Annotated in this window: 14 protein-coding genes; 8 read left to right on the top strand and 6 right to left on the bottom strand. The window is 46.5% G+C overall.

Annotated features, from left to right (window positions below):
• Together ESB13_RS06615 and ESB13_RS06620 are read right to left on the bottom strand one after the other, a co-directional pair.
• A complete protein-coding gene (locus tag ESB13_RS06615; protein ID WP_129002224.1) occupies nt 1-732 on the bottom strand; it encodes an HmuY family protein in 732 nt (243 codons plus the stop codon).
• Nucleotides 733-1,087: 355 nt separating this feature from the next.
• Entirely contained in the window at nt 1,088-1,858 is a 771-nt protein-coding gene (locus tag ESB13_RS06620; RefSeq protein ID WP_246022455.1) for a Rossmann-like and DUF2520 domain-containing protein, read from the bottom strand.
• Between the two features lie 20 nt (nt 1,859-1,878).
• On the opposite strand from ESB13_RS06620, the gene ESB13_RS06625 reads away from it, so the two are divergent.
• Nucleotides 1,879-2,736 carry an alpha/beta hydrolase gene (locus tag ESB13_RS06625; protein ID WP_129002226.1) on the top strand — a complete coding sequence of 286 codons (858 nt, stop codon included), beginning with the start codon at nt 1,879-1,881 and terminating at the stop codon, nt 2,734-2,736.
• 50 nt (nt 2,737-2,786) lie between these two features.
• On the top strand, nt 2,787-5,126 hold the full coding sequence (topA, locus tag ESB13_RS06630; RefSeq protein WP_129002227.1) for a type I DNA topoisomerase: 2,340 nt from the start codon (nt 2,787-2,789) through the stop codon (nt 5,124-5,126).
• 40 nt (nt 5,127-5,166) lie between these two features.
• Here the strand turns inward: topA and ESB13_RS06635 are convergent, their stop codons facing one another.
• Nucleotides 5,167-5,748: an LOG family protein gene (locus tag ESB13_RS06635; RefSeq protein ID WP_129002228.1), complete on the bottom strand. Its 582-nt coding sequence runs from the start codon at nt 5,746-5,748 to the stop codon at nt 5,167-5,169.
• Between the two features lie 68 nt (nt 5,749-5,816).
• Nucleotides 5,817-6,128 (bottom strand): hypothetical protein, encoded by a 312-nt coding sequence (locus ESB13_RS06640; RefSeq protein ID WP_129002229.1) that lies wholly within the window; start codon nt 6,126-6,128, stop codon nt 5,817-5,819.
• Nucleotides 6,129-6,252: 124 nt separating this feature from the next.
• On the opposite strand from ESB13_RS06640, the gene trhA reads away from it, so the two are divergent.
• The 3 genes from trhA (at nt 6,253) to dgt (ending at nt 8,869) form a co-directional block, all read left to right on the top strand.
• Nucleotides 6,253-6,879 (top strand): PAQR family membrane homeostasis protein TrhA, encoded by a 627-nt coding sequence (trhA, locus tag ESB13_RS06645; protein WP_129002230.1) that lies wholly within the window; start codon nt 6,253-6,255, stop codon nt 6,877-6,879.
• Between the two features lie 121 nt (nt 6,880-7,000).
• Nucleotides 7,001-7,414 carry a hypothetical protein gene (locus tag ESB13_RS06650; RefSeq protein ID WP_129002231.1) on the top strand — a complete coding sequence of 138 codons (414 nt, stop codon included), beginning with the start codon at nt 7,001-7,003 and terminating at the stop codon, nt 7,412-7,414.
• 63 nt (nt 7,415-7,477) lie between these two features.
• A complete protein-coding gene (dgt, locus tag ESB13_RS06655; RefSeq protein WP_246022456.1) occupies nt 7,478-8,869 on the top strand; it encodes a dGTP triphosphohydrolase in 1,392 nt (463 codons plus the stop codon).
• Nucleotides 8,870-8,882: 13 nt separating this feature from the next.
• Here dgt and ESB13_RS06660 read toward each other — a convergent pair whose 3' ends face one another.
• A complete protein-coding gene (locus tag ESB13_RS06660) occupies nt 8,883-11,132 on the bottom strand; it encodes a Tex family protein (protein WP_129002232.1) in 2,250 nt (749 codons plus the stop codon).
• Nucleotides 11,133-11,236: 104 nt separating this feature from the next.
• Between ESB13_RS06660 and ESB13_RS06665 the strand changes: the two genes are divergently transcribed.
• Nucleotides 11,237-13,873, top strand: coding sequence for a cation-translocating P-type ATPase (locus ESB13_RS06665; protein ID WP_129002233.1), 2,637 nt, complete (start codon nt 11,237-11,239; stop codon nt 13,871-13,873).
• Nucleotides 13,874-13,932: 59 nt separating this feature from the next.
• Nucleotides 13,933-15,588, top strand: coding sequence for an AsmA family protein (locus ESB13_RS06670; RefSeq protein ID WP_129002234.1), 1,656 nt, complete (start codon nt 13,933-13,935; stop codon nt 15,586-15,588).
• Here the strand turns inward: ESB13_RS06670 and ESB13_RS06675 are convergent.
• Nucleotides 15,585-16,934 (bottom strand): exonuclease domain-containing protein, encoded by a 1,350-nt coding sequence (locus ESB13_RS06675; RefSeq protein WP_129002235.1) that lies wholly within the window; start codon nt 16,932-16,934, stop codon nt 15,585-15,587. The two genes, ESB13_RS06670 and ESB13_RS06675, sit on opposite strands and share 4 nt — an antisense overlap.
• 73 nt (nt 16,935-17,007) lie before the next feature.
• On the opposite strand from ESB13_RS06675, the gene ESB13_RS06680 reads away from it, so the two are divergent.
• Nucleotides 17,008-18,240: a TCR/Tet family MFS transporter gene (locus ESB13_RS06680; RefSeq protein ID WP_129002236.1), complete on the top strand. Its 1,233-nt coding sequence runs from the start codon at nt 17,008-17,010 to the stop codon at nt 18,238-18,240.
• Nucleotides 18,241-18,247 lie beyond the last annotated feature (7 nt).

Raw genomic sequence — 18,247 nt, forward strand, 5'->3', positions numbered from 1 at the left:
TTATTTAATGTCAAGGTTTGTGCTGCCATCCATCTGGATAGCATATTTCAATGTCAGGTAACCAGGTTTATTATCGCGGTTAGGATTAGCGGGGCTATCTTTATAAATACTGCTGATCACTATTTTGGCATAGTGTCCTTTAGTAGTTTTTACAATAATGGTACGTGGCATAGAATAAACGATGTGTGCTTTTTTAGCATCGCCGGGGAACAAGGAGCCGTAGAAATCGTAGTATCCCCATCCGTCGCCTGCCCCCTGAAAATGATCGAGGCTTATGAGGTTGCTGGTAATGAATTTATCGTCTGCGACGGGCACTGTTTTAACAACATGCAAGGCGCTATCGAAGAGTTTACCAGGAATGGGTAATACATTAGGGATATATTTCAATGTATCGTAATACTGTGCATCAAATTTTCTATCTACAACCAGGAACATACGTCCTTTTCCGGGGCCGCCATAGCCTGGGAATCCTGGTTTGGACTGTCCGTTATTTACATAAACGGAGCTATTATAAATGCCCCCGAAAGCGATGTCCCAGTTAGTAGTGTACTGTTGGGAAGCGGGTACCATTTTATTTTGTTCGAGGCTGAAATACATGATCGCTGCATCTGAACCAGAGGTGGCATTGGTATCTGCGGCGAGGTTAACGGCTGAATAAATGCCTGTAGCGACCTCCTGGCCCGGTACAAACGGATCGACCGGAGCGTCATCAGATTTTGAGCATGCAAGCATTGTTGCACTTAGTGTTAATAAGCATCCTGCAGTACGGGAGCTGCGGGCATACGTAAACAGACGGAACAGGTTAAGTACCATTTCGTAACAGTTAATAGTCGTTTTGTTGCATAGCAGTACTGCAACCTGCGTACTGGTACACAATAATTGAAATAAAATAATTACAATATCCCGGAAGCTTTAACGAGCTGCCGGCAAAGTGAAGGAAAGAGGCGAGTGTTTCCTGTCTGAACCAATGTGGTTGCAGGCTATCCCAACAGGCAAATGACCTGAGGTATAAGTGCACGCAAATATGGAAATAATAAATCTTAAAAAATAATGCTAAGCGGAAAAGGATTTTCGCGATCGGGAAAAACTATGACATGATGGCTTCGGAAAGTTTTTTATAGAGTTGCGCCAATTGGGGATGCCCGGCTAATAATTGCAAGTGTTTTTCGATAGTTATGGTATCCTTTCGGGCAGCGGGTCCTGTTTGAACGTCGGCGGGGGCTTCTTCTCTTAACCGCAGGGCCGTTTCTTCGATAATAGGCTGAAGGTAAGAAAAAGGTATACCTTCTTTTTTGCAATAGCTATCGGCCTGGGTGTAGAGATAGTTTGTGAAATTAGAAACCAGTACAGCCCCTATATGCAGTTTCATACGTTGCTCATCGTTAGCAGTACCGGAAATACGCGACAATGAAGCTGCGAATTCTGCCAGGTATTCTCTTACTTCTCCTGTAACGCCGTCGGTCAACAGCGGAACAAGTGGTAACACGGTACGTTCTTTATGCAGGCTTTGCAACGGATATAAAACGCCGTAGCGGGGTGAGCATTCCGCCAGGATGTTGATGGAGGCTGCACCGGTTGTATGAACAACCAGTTGTTGTTTATGTAAGCGCAGATCTCTTGCTACGGCAGGCAGGGCGTTATCGGAGACAGAGATAATATAGATATCTGCATCCTGATTCACCACGGAGATATATTCTGTAGAAGTAGCATGAAGTTCTTCGGCCAGTGCATGAGCATGCGCCAGGTTACGGCTTACCACCTGCAGTACTGTATGTCCGGCTTTGAGGATCATTTTGCCTAATACAGTATTTACATTTCCTGATCCTATGAGAACAACCTTCCTATCTTTGGTTTGCACACGCATAAATTTTTTCCGGGATGAAGTTAGCACAAAGATTAGTAAAAGGCTTTTACAGAACTAAATTCAAGACGCTGGGCAGGATATCACCAGAAAAGGCGGCCAATGCTGCCTATCAATTGTTTTGCACTCCCTACAGCGGTAAACCCAAACGGGAGATACCGGCAGTATTTCATAAAGCGCAAAAGCAATCATTTCAATTAAACGGATTGCAAATCAACGGATTTGAATGGATTCCCCTTCATAAGGCGCCTACCTGTACCATTTTAATATGCCATGGATTTGACAGTTTCAGTTACCGTTTCGAGGCTTATGTGGAACAATTGCTAAAGGAGGGTTGCCGGATACTCGCGTTTGATGCACCTGCTCATGGTATTAGTGATGGCAAGCGCTTTAACGTGCTGTTATACAAGCAGATGCTGGTTGAAGTAGCGCAAAAATTCGGTCCTTTCGATGGCATTATGGCGCATTCGGTAGGTGCATTGGCTGTAGGGCTGGCTATGGAGGAATTGCAGCATCCGGATGCGAAGCTTGTTCTGATAGCGCCTGCTACGGAAACAACGCGGGCTGTGCAGCAGTTTTTCACGATGTTCCCGGTGGATGCAAAAACGCATTCCGCTTTTCTGCAACTTATTGAAAATCTGGGCAGTAAACCACTTGATTGGTATTCTATGACACGTATTGTTCCTACGTTAGGCAATAGCATGTTATGGCTGCATGATGAGCAGGACCGGATCTGTCCGTTTGAGGATACTGCATCCTTGCGGGCATTGAACCTTCCCAATGTGCAGTTTATTACTACGAGCGGGCTGGGGCATAGTAAAATATACAGGGAAGCGGCTATTCAAAAACATATCATCAAGTTCCTTGTCTGTTGAAAATAATTTAACATTTTTTGTGTTTTGATCGTTTGCTTTAATATTGCAACATGGCAAAGAACCTTTTGATAGTCGAATCACCGGCAAAAGCGAAGACCATAGAGAAAATCCTGGGCGAAGATTTTGAGGTAAAAAGCTGTTATGGTCATATCCGCGACCTGGAGAAGGACGATATGGGTATAGACGTAAACAACAATTACCATCCGCGTTACATGGTTCCGGAGGACAAGGAAAAGGTGGTGAAAGAATTGAAGACACTTGCTAAGAAATCGAATGAGGTTTGGTTAGCATCGGATGAGGACCGTGAAGGGGAAAGTATCAGCTGGCACCTGGCGGAGGTGCTTGGCCTGGACCCTGCCACGACCAAAAGAATTGTGTTTCACGAGATTACCGCTCCTGCTATCAAGAAAGCAGTAGATACTCCCCGTCGTATCAATATGGACCTGGTGAATGCGCAGCAGGCGCGCCGGGTACTGGACCGGCTGGTGGGTTTTGAGCTGAGTCCTGTATTATGGCGTAAGATAGGCATGCAACGCAGCCTGAGCGCCGGCAGGGTTCAGAGTGTGGCAGTAAGGCTGATAGTAGAGAGGGAACGTGAAATCAACCAGTTTACGCCTGAAAGCAGTTATAAGGTAGAAGCTTTATTTGCAGCCAAAGATATCAACGGGAAGTCGGTTAGTTTTAAAGCTGACGGTCCTGCCAAACTCAACAGCCAGGAAACGGCTCAACAGTTCCTGGAAAGCTGTAAAGGCGCCACTTATGCGGTAGCAGATGTACAGGTGAAGCCTGCCAAGCGGACGCCTGCGGCTCCGTTCACCACTTCTACCCTTCAGCAGGAGGCTTCCCGTAAGCTAGGGTATGGTGTAGCCAAGACGATGCTGCTGGCTCAAAAGCTTTATGAAAGCGGTCAGATCACCTACATGCGTACGGACAGTGTTAACCTGAGTGACACTGCGATGGGCGATATCAACAACGAGATCAACCAATCGTATGGCAAACAGTATTATCAAAGCCGTCGTTATAAAAACAAGAATGAGAGTGCGCAGGAAGCGCACGAAGCCATCAGGCCAACTTATATGAACCAGCATACGGTTGACGATGCGGATACGCGGAGGCTGTATGAACTCATCTGGAAAAGGACGATCGCTTCTCAGATGAGCGATGCTGAGTTTGAAAAAACGATCGCCAAGATCAGCATTTCCACCAACAAGGATCAACTTACAGCTACCGGAGAGGTAATGAAGTTCGATGGCTTCCTGAAGGTATACCTGGAGGGAAAGGATGAAGAGGACGAGGAAGACACTGAAGGCATACTTCCGCCGCTTACTGTACAGCAGCAGCTGGAGTTCAGGGAGATGACCGCTACGCAGAAGTTTACCCGTCCGCAGCCTCGTTATACGGAAGCTTCGCTGGTAAAGAAACTCGAGGAACTGGGTATTGGCCGTCCTTCGACCTACGCTCCTACTATTTCTACCATTATCAAGCGGAATTATGTAGAAAAGCGTGATAAGGAAGGTGTTAAAAGAGATGTATCGATCCTTCGCCTGAGTAAGAGCGGTGAAGTAGAGAAAGAAGTTATACAAGAGAATACAGGCGCTGAGAAGTCGAAAATGTTCCCTACCGACCTGGGGATGGTGGTAACAGATTTCCTGAAGCAGCATTTCCAGAAGGTAATGGATTACGGCTTTACGGCGCGTATAGAACAGGAGTTCGATGAAATAGCTGATGGGAAGTTGAAGTGGGCGAACATGATCGATTCGTTCTACAAACCATTCCATTCGAATATCGAGGTAACGCTTGAAACTGCGGAACGCGCCAAAGGAGAAAGAGAATTAGGAATAGATGCGGCTACGGGCAAGAAAGTAATCGCGCGTATGGGCCGTTATGGTCCGATGGTGCAGATAGGCCATGCAGATGATGAGGAAAAGCCACGTTTTGCGAAATTAAAGTCGACCCAGAGCATAGAAACCATTAGCCTGGACGAGGCGATGGAGCTGTTTAAACTTCCGCGTAATCTTGGTTTGTTTGAAGGCAGCGAGGTTACTGTAAATATCGGCCGTTTTGGCCCCTATGCGGCTCATGACAAGAAGTTTTACTCCCTGAACAAGGAAATGGACCCTTATAGTGTAACGCTTGAGGAAGTGGCTCCTATGATCGAAGAGAAGCGTAAGGCCAAAGATGAGCGTACCATCAAGGTATTTGAAAAAGAAAAGATACAGGTTTTAAGGGGTCCGTATGGTCCTTATATCAAGCAGGGGCTGCGTAATTATAAATTAACGAAGGAGCAGCAGGAGAAGGCTGCGGACCTGACCATAGAGGAGGTAAAAGCGATCATTGAAGAATTGAAGGCCAATCCTCCGAAGAAAGTGGCCAGAAAGAAAAAATCGTAATAATAAAGAAGGTGTATCGTTTTGATACACCTTTTCTTTTTCAGGTAGTTCTTTTAGTGATCCATTTGTCGACGGAGGGGCCTTCGTGGTTTTCCATGCCTTCGAGTACGTCGCCGATATTATCACTGGCTATCAGCATTTTCTGGTAGACATCTTTTAAGAATCCTTTTTCTACCATTGACTGGATGAGGGTGATAAGCGGATCGTAGAAGCCGTTGATGTTGAGTAATGCCACCGGTTTTTTGTGCAGTCCGAGCTGGGCCCATGTCAGCATTTCGAAAAACTCTTCCAGGGTGCCAAAACCTCCGGGCAGTGCAATAATGCCGTCGGACAGTTCATGCATTCTCACTTTACGTTCGTGCATGGTTTCGACCAGGATAAGTTTGGTAAGGCTTGTGTGCGCTATTTCTTTTTTCTGAAGAAATTCGGGCATGATGCCAACCACTTCTCCCCCATTTTCCATTGCGCCATTCGCAACCATGCCCATAAGTCCCAGTTTAGCTCCTCCATACACCACTCCAATGCCGAGGGATGCGAGGGTTTTTCCCAGCTGATAAGCCTGCTCTTCGTAAATTTGGTCATTACCCAGGTTTGACCCGCAGAACACTGTAATTCTTTTCATAGTTATCTCAGATTATAATTTTGTGGAAGAGCTTTTCCGGATATTATTCCCTATATAGGGCCTCTTCACTAATATCCGATTTTTTTCGCTAAAAAGAGTGAATCTACAGTTAAAGCACCCGTATGAGTATTGGATGCAGTCAACAATGAACAGTGTTGTTGTAATTGAACTTCAGTTGCACAGGTTCCTACTGTTTTTGTAAAATCCCAGTACCCGATAAATGCTTGCAATTGTTGTTTCCTGGTTTCAATATAACCGCTTATTCCCGGCTTTTGTGCGGCTTTTGCAGACGTATTAGTCTCACTGTTATGGTTTGTGCACACCAACGCATTACAGCTTACTAAAAGTTGAGGCAATACAAGTGATAACATATCACGCATATACGCAAAAAGGGGTTTAAGGTGGACTGTGCCAACGCTGCCGCAAAATAGCATTTACGTAACATTCCCCGAAATAATATTTGGTATCTTTCTTGTCTTGGAAAACGTATGAAAAACTAGCTTTATGGACACCTATACACGCAAACAGGAAATTGTTAACGGTCTTACCCATGGCATAGGTATGATCTTTGGAGCAGCAGGCATACCGGTGTTGCTGGCCATGGCCACAGCCCATCACAATATTCCGGGGATTATAGGGGCGGGAATTTATGGTTTTTGTTTCCTGCTGTTATTTACAAGTTCCACGATCTTTCATTTTTCGATCGAGCCTTCTATCCGGCGGCTGTTCAAGATATTTGATCATATCAGTATTTATTTTCTTATTGCAGGTACTTACACGCCCTTCCTGCTTGTTTACCTTAACAACAGCTTTGGCATGACCATGTTGTTTGTGTTGTGGGGGCTGACGTTGCTGGGGATTTTTTTCAAGGCCCGGTTTACCGGCAGGTTTGAGATACTATCCACTATTATATACCTATTGATGGGGTGGATGATGGTGGCGGGCGGCAAGCAGTTTTTTGAGCATATGCCTGACCATGTTATTCTGTTCATTTGTATTGGTGCTGCTTTGTACACTATAGGCGTGATCTTTTATATATGGGACAAGTATTTGTATACGCATGCCGTATGGCATGTATTTGTGCTTGCGGCGGCTATATGCCATTATGTTGCGATACTGATGTCGATGTAGCCGGATAGGGATGGGGAGCTTGAGTTTATTACAGATTTAGTTCATTAATAGCCTTATACATATATTAAATATTGGCACAGTTTTTAGTTAGTTGTGGCTTTCTAACTAAAAGCAAGATTCTATGAAAATGAGAAAAACGCTCTTCTCCGCTCTTATGGTCTTAACTATCACTGCAACCACCGTAACCTCCTGCAGCAGCGATGATGACACCAGCTTACCTTCGAATGCCTGTTTTGCCGATGCTTTCACGCTAACAGAAACGAAAGTGGAAGACTATCCTGCCAGTCATATGGTAGCGATTACTTTTGATGCGAAGAACACTTCTTCTTCTGAGTACAATATTCAGAACGGAGCGAAGCCGATTTACGTGAGAGTAATAGTAACCACAACAGATGGTGCTACTTACGAGACCAACCAGATCGTTACGATCACCCAGCTTAGTGCAGGCGGCACATCGAGCACCCAGGTACTGGCTGAATATGGCTCCGGTAAGACCTTTAAAAGCTATGCTATTACCTCAAAGGTTTGCGAATAAGCTTTTGAGTTATCCGATACAGAGGCCGGTTTCTTTGGAAGAAGCCGGCCTTGCTTTTTTGGAATGAGTAGCAAAGGCATAATTATTATCTTTGGCGGCATCATGATGGACTGGAAATACTTACTATCGAATAAGCGGTTCGGAAAAGAAAAGTATAGCAAACCCGAAATAGACCCGGATGAAGCCAGGTCGGATTTTCAACGGGATTATGACCGTTTGATATTTTCATCGCCTTTCCGGCGTTTGCAGAATAAAACGCAGGTATTCCCGCTGCCTGGCAGCGTGTTTGTTCATAACAGGCTTACTCATAGCCTGGAGGTGGCCAGTGTAGGCCGCTCTATGGGGACGCTGTTCTATAATCAGACCAAGAAAAACAATCCTTCTCTTGTTGCTTCTGCCCCATTACTTAGCGAGGCAGGGAATATAGTAGCAGCGGCTGCCCTGGCGCATGATCTTGGCAATCCTGCTTTCGGGCATTCGGGAGAAGCGGCTATATCGCGTTATTTTACCGATGGTGATGGCAAGTCGTTTGAATCGAAGGTTAGTCGCGAACAATGGAAAGATCTTACTCATTTTGAAGGTAATGCGAATGCCATACGGATCTTAACACATTCGTTCTCGGGAAAGGGGAATGATGCCTACGCACTCACGTACAGCACCCTTGCGGCCATTGCAAAATATCCCTGTGCTTCTATTGCAGGGCATGAAAAGAGTATTATACACCGTAAGAAGTATGGCTTTTTTCAGTCGGAGCAGGAAACGTTTAAACGTATTGCTTCGGAGCTGGGAATGGAAAAAGAGATAGAAAAGCCGCTTATTTATAAACGTCATCCGCTGGTGTACCTGGTTGAGGCGGCAGATGATATCTGTTATAGTATTGTTGACCTGGAAGACGCGCATCGTTTAAAGATCATCAGCTTTGAAGAGATAAAATCGCTGCTGATACCGCTTTGTGGCGAAGGCATTGAAGAAAAGCTTAGCCGGACCACAGAGGACGAGGATGCCAAGGTGGGCCTTATGCGCGCCCGCGCCATCAATACACTTACCAGGGCTTGTGCCGATAAGTTTTCGGAGCACCAGGATATACTGCTGGCCGGAGACTTTGAATGCAGTCTTACAGACGCTCTTGCGGACAAATATCTTGAACCACTTAAGGCAATAGCCAGGATCTCGACCGACAGAATTTATAATTACTCCTCTGTTATACATAAAGAAGTAGCCGGCTACAAAGTGATGGCGGGTTTATTGGAGGAATTTGTTCCTGCGCTGGTTTATAATGATACCCATTATTATAAAAAGCTGGTGAAACTTATTCCACAACAATTTCTTACACAGCAGGAAGATACTTATTCCCGTATCCAGTGTGTGCTGGACTTTGTATCGGGCATGACAGACCTATATGCCGTTGAGGTGTACAGTAAGATAAAAGGGATCTCCTTCCCGGCGCTCAGTTAAAGAAATCCGGTAATTACTTACCGAATTTCTTTTTGAGCAGAGAAAGCGCATCGTTCACGCTCATATTGCTGAGGTCGTCTTGTTTTGCTGCCGGTTTGGGTTTGCCGCCGCGGTTATCGGGTTTCCTGTTACCGCTGCGGGCAGGCGCTTCTTCCGTTTGTTTGATAGATAAAGCAATTCTTTTGCGGGCGCGGTCTACTTCCAGCACTTTTACCTGTACATGCTGGTTGAGCTTTAAGGCTTCGTTTGGATCGGAGATGTAGTTGTGTGCAATCTCACTTACGTGTACCAGTCCATCCTGTTTTACGCCGATGTCGACAAAGGCGCCAAAGCGGGTAAGGTTGGTAACAGTTCCGGGCACTATCATACCTACCTGAACATCGTCGATAGAGTAGATATTTGCGAATTCGAACTGTTGAACTTCGCTGCGCGGGTCGAGTCCGGGTTTCTGCAATTCGGACAGGATATCTTTGATGGTATGTTCGCCGAATTGTTCGGTTACATAGTTCTTGACATTTACCTGTTTGATGGCTGCGTCGTTACCGATGAGCTTATCCATTGGCACGCCGAGGTCTTTCGCCATCGACTCTACCAGTGGATATGCTTCGGGGTGTACTGCGCTGGCATCGAGCGGGTGCGCGCCGTCTTTTATACGGAGGAAACCTGCACATTGTTCAAAAGCCTTTCCTCCCAAACGGGGCACTTTCAGTAATTGCTGGCGGTTTGTAAAACGGCCGATCTCGCTACGGTATTTTACGATATTATCTGCGAGGGTGCTGCCAATGCCACTCACGTAGCTTAACAGGTGTTTACTGGAAGTATTGAGGTTTACCCCTACTGCGTTCACACAGCTTACTACTGTTTGATCGAGTTTTTCTTTGAGGCGGAACTGGTTCACATCGTGCTGGTACTGGCCTACGCCGATGCTTTTGGGATCGATCTTTACCAGTTCGGCCAGCGGGTCCATCAGGCGGCGGCCTATACTTACGGCACCTCTTACGGTAACGTCGTAATCGGGGAATTCTTCCCTTGCGGTTTCGGAAGCGGAATATACGGAGGCGCCATCTTCATTAACCAGGAAGACCGGTAAGTTAAGGGCCAGCTTTTTGATGAACTGTTCAGTTTCCCTTCCGGCGGTACCGTCGCCTATGGCGAACACCTCAATATTATAACCAGCCACCAGGTTTCTTATCTTATGTTCTGCATCGTATAACCTGTTGGGTTCGTGGATATAGATAAGATCGGTATGCTGTAATTCGCCTTTTTCATCGAGGCATACCACTTTACAACCTGTGCGGTAGCCCGGGTCGAGCGCCAGGATACGTTTACTGCCCAGCGGAGAGCTTAGTAACAGCTGGCGCAGGTTTTCTGCAAATACGTTGATAGCATCTTCATCGCCTTTTTGTTTCAACAGGGTGCGGAACTCTGTTTCCAGGCTGGGTTGCAGGAGACGGCGGTATGCATCTTTCACAGCGCGTTTAACGTGTACGCCTGCCGGGCTCATGCCTTTGACATACATGTATTCGATAGGTTCTATCGCTTCTTCCTCTACCGGTGATATGGCGATACGCAGGAAACCTTCGAGGAAGCCGCGTAAGATGGCGAGGATCCGGTGAGAAGGCACTTTATGAATAGGTTCTGAGAAATCGAAATAGTCTTTGTATTTAGCCCCTTCCGTTTCCTTTTCGGGGATCACTTTACTTTGGATGGTAGCGGTATCTTCGAACAGCTTTCTCATTTTAGCGCGCACCTGGGCATCTTCATTGATCTGTTCGGCGATGATATCGCGGGCCCCTTGTAAGGCGTCGTCTGCGGATAACACCTTGTCGTTCAGGAAGGCAGCTGCTTCGGCGGCAGGGTCTGCCTCCTGTTGTTCCAGCAACCATAAAGCCAGCGGTTCGAGACCGTTTTCTCTTGCAGTCTGGGCTTTGGTTTTACGTTTGGGTTTGTAAGGCAGGTAAATATCTTCGAGTTCGGCAACGGTGAGGGCTTTATTCAATTTTTCCTGAAGGGCTTCGGTCATTTTGCCCTGTTCGGTAATTGTTTTTTCGATAAAGGTCTTGCGTTCGGTAAATTCCTTCAACAGTTTTGCTTCGTCCTGGATCTGCTGGATCTGTACTTCGTCGAGCGCTCCTGTTTTATCTTTCCGGTAACGGGCGATGAAGGGGATGGTAGCGCCTTCTGCAAATAATTCCAAAACAGCCTGTACCTGCTGTGGCCGCAGGTTTAATTTAACGGCAATAGGTTGTGCAAATTCGAGCATAAGAAACAGATTTTTCCTCTCTTCTGAAAGAGGGCTGCGAATATAGGGAAAGGATACATAAGTAGCCCATAACCCGGTATGTGATTTGCAGGCTTTAGCACACTATGCCCACACAAACACCTATATACCACTCCGATGTTCAGGAGGTAGCCAGCGAACTCAAAACCGATATCAGTAAAGGGCTGACGGCCGATGATGCCAGCCGGCGACTGGAGGAATATGGCAGGAATGCTACGGCGCAAAGCAAACGGGCCCACCCATTTATCATACTGTTAAATCAGTTAAAAAGCCCCGTGGTTTACCTGTTGCTGGTAGCGGCGGGTTTATCGTTCTTTTTCAAGGAGTATGCCGACGCGATTGCGATACTGATAGTAATAGTGGTTAATACTGCCATTGGCTTTATTATGGAATGGCAGGCAGCACGTTCTATGGAGGCATTAAGTCAAATGACCAAACAAAACGCCAAAGTGATGCGCGATGGCAAGCCCCGGGAAATTGACTCTGAAGAGATGGTGCCGGGTGACATCATATTGGTAGAAGCCGGAGATATGGTTCCTGCGGACGGACGTATTGTGGAATCGACCCAATTACAGGCCGATGAGTCGGCGTTAACGGGAGAATCGGTTCCCGTAGAAAAAGAAAATAAGGCGCTGGAAGGCGAAGTAGCCCTTGCTGAAAGAGTAAATATGTTATTTAAGGGAACCTATATCAGAATGGGGAATGCCAAACTGCTTTGTACAGGTACGGGTATGGAAACGGAGCTGGGTGCTATTGCAAGTATGGTACAATCGGCAAAAAAATCGGCTACGCCACTGGAAAAAAAGCTGGAAGGGTTCAGCAAGCGGTTAATGGGTATTACGGTTGTAATTGTAGCGCTTATTTTCCTGGCGGGTATCTTAAACAAGGTTCCTGTGCGTGAAATGCTGCAGACATCTATTGCACTTGCTGTGGCGGCCATACCCGAGGGCCTGCCTATAGTAGCCACACTTGCCCTGGCAAGAGGCATGTTAAGAATGGCCAGACAGAATGTGATAGTGAAGAAATTATCGGCTGTTGAAACACTTGGTTCTACAACTGTCATATGCACTGATAAAACGGGCACCCTTACAGAAAACAGGATGGATGTTACGGCTATAGATCTGCCTCCGGGCAATACCATTGAAACGGGTAAAGTGGAAGAGGCTCTTCAGCGTTCTGATGGTTACCAATGGTTACTGAAGATTGCGGTACTGTGCAATAATGCTTCGTTGGACGAAGCCCGGGAAGATAACAAAGGGATTGGTGATCCGCTGGAGATAAGCCTTCTCCAGTTCGCGTTGGAGAGTGGTGCGGATGGCGGATGGCAGGAGCAGTACAAACGTGAAAAGGAGCTTCCTTTCAGTTCGGAATTAAAGATCATGGCTACGCTTCATCAATATGAAAACGGCTACCTGGTAGCAGCCAAGGGGGCTAGCGAGAACCTGCTGGCATGCTGTACCGGTATACTGGATAACGGCGAGGTGAAAGCGCTGACGGAAGAAGAACGGAATAAATGGCTGGAACGAACAGATGCGCTTGCCGGCCGTGGTTTGAAGCCGCTGGCATTTGCCATGCGCCAGGCAGACGGGCAACCGGAACAACTTGAGAAAGAACTGGTATTTGTGGGACTTGCGGGCTTTCTTGATCCACCACGGCCGGATGTAAAACAAGCGATACAGGAGTGTCATGATGCCCATATACAAGTGGTGATGATCACCGGCGACCATCCCGCTACTGCGGGCAATATCGCCCAGCAGTTACAGATCACGAAAGAAGAAGATAAACTTGTGATGGGTAAAGACATGAAAGCGCTTGAGGCATTGGGCGCTGAAGATAAAGCCCATTGGCGCACGGCGAATGTATTTGCCAGGGTTAGCCCTCGACAGAAGCTTGACCTGGTTACCGTTCACCAGGAAAACAAAGATATTGTTGCCATGACGGGTGATGGCGTTAATGACGCGCCTGCCCTCAAAAAAGCAGATATCGGTATTGCCATGGGGATCCGTGGTACACAGGTGACGCAGGAGGTGGCGGATATGATCTTAAAAGATGACGCTTTTTCGTCGATCGTAGAAGCCATAAGGCAGGGGCGCGTTATTTTCGAAAACATCCGTTCTTTTATCATTTACCTGCTTTCCTGTAATCTGAGCGAATTGCTGGTAATTGGCATATGTGCGGCGCTGAACCTGCCATTCCAGTTGTTTGCGTTGCAGATCCTTTTCATCAATCTTATTACTGATGTGTTGCCGGCGATGGCTTTGGGTGTTGCAGAAGGAAATGACCAGGTGATGAAAAAGAAACCTAAAGACCCTGCCAAACCGTTGATAGACAGAAAGCGATGGATAAGCATATGGGTATATGCCGCTATTATAGGCGGAGCCTCCCTTGGCGCTGCTTTATTGGGCGCACAGGAAGGAGAAAGCAGGGAGGCCACCAATAATGTGTTATTTTTTACCCTTATCTTTTGCCAGTTGCTGCATGTATTTAATATGGCAGCAACAAGTTCTCCCTTTTTTACCAGCGAAATATTCCGCAACAAATACGTGTGGCTTGCATTGATCGTAAGTCTTGGCATTACACTTATCACATTGGCGATACCTGCTTTACAACATGCGCTGAAGGTAGAAAACATGTCGCGGTTCGATTGGTACCTGTCTGTAGGCTTCAGCCTTGGTTCCGTGATTTTGGTGCGTTTATTGAAGAAGTTGCATGTAATTGAGTAACTGCTACTTATACTTGGGTAGGCCTATCATAAACGTCTAACCATTAAAAAACAGGACATATGAAAAAAACTGTATGGATAACCGGCATCGTAGTGCTGGTGCTGGCGGCGGGTATTTTCTTTTACCTGCATTCGCGCAAGAGCAAAGATTTTGAGCCATTGATAAAAGCGAAGTTGCAACAATTGATTCTCGATGGTTCCGATAGTCTTTACCAGCTACATATTGGCAGCATCGAGATAGATGTGATCAATTCAACTATTACCGCTTATGATGCACAATTAGCCGCTGATTCCATAAGAATGAAACAACTGGACCAGGCGCAGAAAGCACCGTCCGATGTGTACGGTATTACGCTTGGCGCTTTACAAATCAAAGGCGTGTCACCGCTTGACCTGCTTAATCAAAAGAACATTTCGCTTCAGACCATTTACCTGAAAGAGCCTGCTATTAAGATCTATCATTATAAACGTGCCTACGAGCGTATCAAGGACACAAGCATTACGCTTTATCAAAAGCTTTCCAAAACACTGGAATCATTTAAGCTTGATACTGCAGAAGTCAAAAACATCACCCTCGATTATTATGATCTCGAGAAAAAGAACAAAGAGATACACCTGAAAGATCTTACTTTCCGCTTTAAGGATATTTTATTTGATGCTACCACCCAGCGTGACAGTTCGCGCTTTTTATATGCGGGAGAAGCAAGTATTTTCGTAAAGAAATATACATTATCCACTGCCGACAACCTTTATAATTTCACCATCGACTCTTTAAACATTCTTACGAATATTAATAAGATCAATCTTTGGGGTATTGCTTTAAAACCCATTGGAGACAAAGCCGCTTTCAGTAAAAAACTCCCCTACCGGAAAGACCGGTACGACCTGCAGGCAGCATCGGCAGTTATTACCAATGCCGACTGGCAAAGTCTTTTCTTCGAAAAAGGTATTCATGCCGACCAGGTAGATATTTATAAAGGAAAAACAGAGATCTATAGTAATAAGGCGTTACCGCCATCGGGACAAAACAAAACAGGCAACTATCCTCACCAGTCTATTATGAAGATCCCGCTGCCGTTATGGATAGACAAAATAGCGTTACATGATTTCGAGGTATTGTACCGTGAATACAACACACAATCGGAGCAGATGGGCACGATACAATTTACCGATGTCAACGGCTCATTGAACAATGTGACCAACCGGCCCGAGAAAATAGCAGAAAATCCTACTATGCGTGTAGAAGCTACGGCTTTATTCATGAACAATGGTCGTTTAAATACTACGTGGAAGTTTGATATGGCGCGTGTGAAAGAGGGGTTGTTCACCATAGATGTGAAACTGGGGAAAATGGATGGTACCAGTCTTAATAAGGCAACGGTTCCATTGGGGTTGTTTGAAGTGAAGAAAGCCGATGTAAAGGAATTCACGGCGTTTATAAAAGGCAACAATTCGAATGCATCCGGTGATATACGGCTGGCTTATGAAAACCTGGAACTGGTAGTGTTGAAGAAAGACGACGATGGAGAACTTAAGAAGAAAGCCCTGGCAAATTTCATTGCGAAGACATTTGTTTTCCAGAAGCAAAATCCGAAAAAAGGAGAAAGCCTTAAAACGCAGCATGCCTATTTTGAGCGGGCTCCTGACAAATCGTTTTTCAGCCTGTTGTGGAAGACTATCATGACCGGAGTTGTAGCTACTGCCAAGGGCGACTAGCCACCGGCAGTTTGATCGAGCTGCAGCACCCTGGCGGGATACCTGTCGGAATAACTGCGGATCATATTTTTAAGCACTTCGTTTTCCGGGTATACGGTCAGGTGGTCTTTTATATGGTCGATGCGGAAGGGATCTACTTTTTCCGGCAGCAGGCCCATACCAACAAAGCGGCCTTTTTCTACGAGTATGCAGGATACATCGCTGCAGATCATAGAAGTTTCGAGTATGGCGTAGGTACCTTTTTCGGACTGTATTTTATCGATGGCAGCCTGTACCCTGCTGTTGTAAAGTTCGGGTTCCTCTGTTAGTACAGGATCTTTTATCGAACGGTCTAAAAAGCATAAGGCTGCATTCAACCCAAACTCTCTTACCAGCTTCCAGAGGTAGCGGTGTGCATCGGTAAGCACGTTGAAGCTTAGCAGTGGCTCGAGGAGTTTTCTTTTTTTATCGATAGCCAGGCGCTGGTAACCGCGTGCGTCTTCGAAGACATAGATACCCAGCAGTTGTTCCGCATGTTTCTGGCTTTGGTTGTAGGCGGGCCATAAACGTTTTATTTCAATGCTTTCGAGGATAGCTGCCGTTAATTCTGTAGGGCAGTCCCTGAAGCTGATGCGGCGGATTTCGCGCAGGAAAGCCTGTCGTTTTTTGCTGGTATCCATGCCGGTAAAATGGCTTAACACTCTTTTCCGGACAGATTTTGCTTTTCCTACATAAATGACATTGTCTTTTGCATCGTGGAAATAGTAGACACCTGGTGTTAACGGCAGCGCCTTTATTTGTTCTTTGCCCACATGCGGTGGCAGTATTTGTTCGCTTGCTTCTTTTTTGAGGAATTCGCGGATCATTTTGTCGCCACCTTTCTGCAAAATGCGTTCAAAGAGGATAGCGGTTGCATCGGCGTCTCCTCCTGCCCTATGGCGGCCATGTACGGGAATATCCATCGAGCGGCAGAGACTGCCCAGGCCATATTTAGGGAATCCCGGAAACGCCTTACGGCTTAAACGTAAAGTGCATAGTTTCCTTGCATTCCAGTCGATGCCAACCTGTTGTAAATGATAGCGGATGAAAGAATAGTCGAAGTTAACATTATGGGCAACGAAGATGCGTCCTTGCAACAGCCGGTGAATATTACCTGCCACGTCTTTGAAAAGCGGCGCCGAGGCCACCATACTGTTGGAAATGCCTGTTAATCCGGCTACATAAGCCGGGATAGGCACCAAGGGGTTTATTAACGTGCTGAACCTGCCCTCCACCTGCCTGCCGTCATGTAAAACAATGGCTATTTCGGTGATACCATTGTCTTGTGCGTGGCTGCCGGTCGTTTCTATATCCACAATTGCATACATACCTTCAGCAAACTAATTAAAATTTCAGATACTTTATACTTTACGTGTATTTTGCGGGCATATTTTAATCCGGATGAAGACAAAAAAGGAAGCGGCGCTCGGTTTCATCTTTGTGACCATGCTCATAGATGTAATCGGATTCGGGATCATCATACCAGTAATACCGAAACTGATCCAGCAGCTTGAGAGCTGTACTGTTAGTGAGGCTGCGCGATATGGCGGCTGGCTGATGGTTGCTTATTCTGTGATGCAATTTGTATTTGCGCCTGTGCTGGGCAATTTATCGGATAGATATGGCCGCCGGCCTATCCTGCTTTTTTCGCTGCTGGGCTTTGGTATTGATTACATGCTTACGGGTTTCTCTCCCAATATAGAATGGTTGTTTGCAGGGCGGATCATCGCCGGGATCACGGGGGCAAGTTTCAGTACGGCCAGCGCATATATTGCCGACGTAAGCACGCCGGAGAAAAAAGCCCAGAATTTTGGGATGGTAGGCGTGGCATTTGGCCTGGGATTCATTATAGGGCCTGTATTAGGCGGTTACCTGGGCAAGCTGGGTCCGCGTGTCCCTTTTTTCGCTGCGGCGGCTCTTGCACTTCTAAATGCGCTTTATGGCTTTCTGTTACTGCCAGAGTCGCTGGCCAGGGAAAACAGGCGGGCATTCAGCTGGCAGCGTGCCAATCCTGTTGGCGCCTTTAAACAGTTGGGGAAGTACCCTGCGATAGCGGCGCTGGCCACGTCGATCACATTGTTATATGTTGCCGGATTTGCCATGCAAAGCACGTGGACATTCTTTGCCATTGAAAAATTCGGCTGGACGGAAGCGATGGTAGGCAATTCGCTTGGATTTGTGGGGCTGCTTGTGGGGATAGTGCAGGGTGGTTTGATACGGGTAGTGCATCCTATACTTGGCCAGCAAAGAAGTGTTGTAGTAGGTTTATTACTTTATACTCTAGGGTTTACCTTATTCGGGTTTGCCAGCCAGAGCTGGATGCTTTATGCGTTTATGATACCTTATGCGCTTGGCGGCATATCGGGCCCTGCGCTGCAGGGAATTATTTCGAACCATGTTCCTGCTACGGAGCAAGGCGAGTTACAGGGGGCGCTTACGGGGTTGATGAGTGGCAGCGCTATTATCGGGCCGATGCTGATGACAAATGTTTTTGCGTGGTTTACGAGCCCCGGTGCACCGGTACAACTTCCCGGCGCTCCGTTCCTGCTGGGCGGACTGCTAACGCTTATAGCCACGTTATTAGCTGTAAGAAGCTTTAAAAAGGATAAAAGTTTTACTTTCGCCGGCAAATAATAGTATT

The organism is Filimonas effusa (genome assembly GCF_004118675.1).
Classification (GTDB): Bacteria; Bacteroidota; Bacteroidia; order Chitinophagales; family Chitinophagaceae; genus Filimonas; species Filimonas effusa.

What these genes read in the sequence shown, in the direction of transcription:
- ESB13_RS06615 (WP_129002224.1), bottom strand. Translation starts at nt 732, where the DNA reads ATGCTTGCATGCTCAAAATCTGATGACGCTCCGGTCGATCCGTTTGTA.
- ESB13_RS06625 (WP_129002226.1), top strand. Translation starts at nt 1,879, where the DNA reads ATGAAGTTAGCACAAAGATTAGTAAAAGGCTTTTACAGAACTAAATTC.
- topA (WP_129002227.1), top strand. Translation starts at nt 2,787, where the DNA reads ATGGCAAAGAACCTTTTGATAGTCGAATCACCGGCAAAAGCGAAGACC.
- ESB13_RS06635 (WP_129002228.1), bottom strand. Translation starts at nt 5,748, where the DNA reads ATGAAAAGAATTACAGTGTTCTGCGGGTCAAACCTGGGTAATGACCAA.
- ESB13_RS06640 (WP_129002229.1), bottom strand. Translation starts at nt 6,128, where the DNA reads ATGCGTGATATGTTATCACTTGTATTGCCTCAACTTTTAGTAAGCTGT.
- trhA (WP_129002230.1), top strand. Translation starts at nt 6,253, where the DNA reads ATGGACACCTATACACGCAAACAGGAAATTGTTAACGGTCTTACCCAT.
- ESB13_RS06650 (WP_129002231.1), top strand. Translation starts at nt 7,001, where the DNA reads ATGAAAATGAGAAAAACGCTCTTCTCCGCTCTTATGGTCTTAACTATC.
- dgt (WP_246022456.1), top strand. Translation starts at nt 7,478, where the DNA reads ATGAGTAGCAAAGGCATAATTATTATCTTTGGCGGCATCATGATGGAC.
- ESB13_RS06660 (WP_129002232.1), bottom strand. Translation starts at nt 11,132, where the DNA reads ATGCTCGAATTTGCACAACCTATTGCCGTTAAATTAAACCTGCGGCCA.
- ESB13_RS06665 (WP_129002233.1), top strand. Translation starts at nt 11,237, where the DNA reads ATGCCCACACAAACACCTATATACCACTCCGATGTTCAGGAGGTAGCC.
- ESB13_RS06670 (WP_129002234.1), top strand. Translation starts at nt 13,933, where the DNA reads ATGAAAAAAACTGTATGGATAACCGGCATCGTAGTGCTGGTGCTGGCG.
- ESB13_RS06675 (WP_129002235.1), bottom strand. Translation starts at nt 16,934, where the DNA reads ATGTATGCAATTGTGGATATAGAAACGACCGGCAGCCACGCACAAGAC.
- ESB13_RS06680 (WP_129002236.1), top strand. Translation starts at nt 17,008, where the DNA reads ATGAAGACAAAAAAGGAAGCGGCGCTCGGTTTCATCTTTGTGACCATG.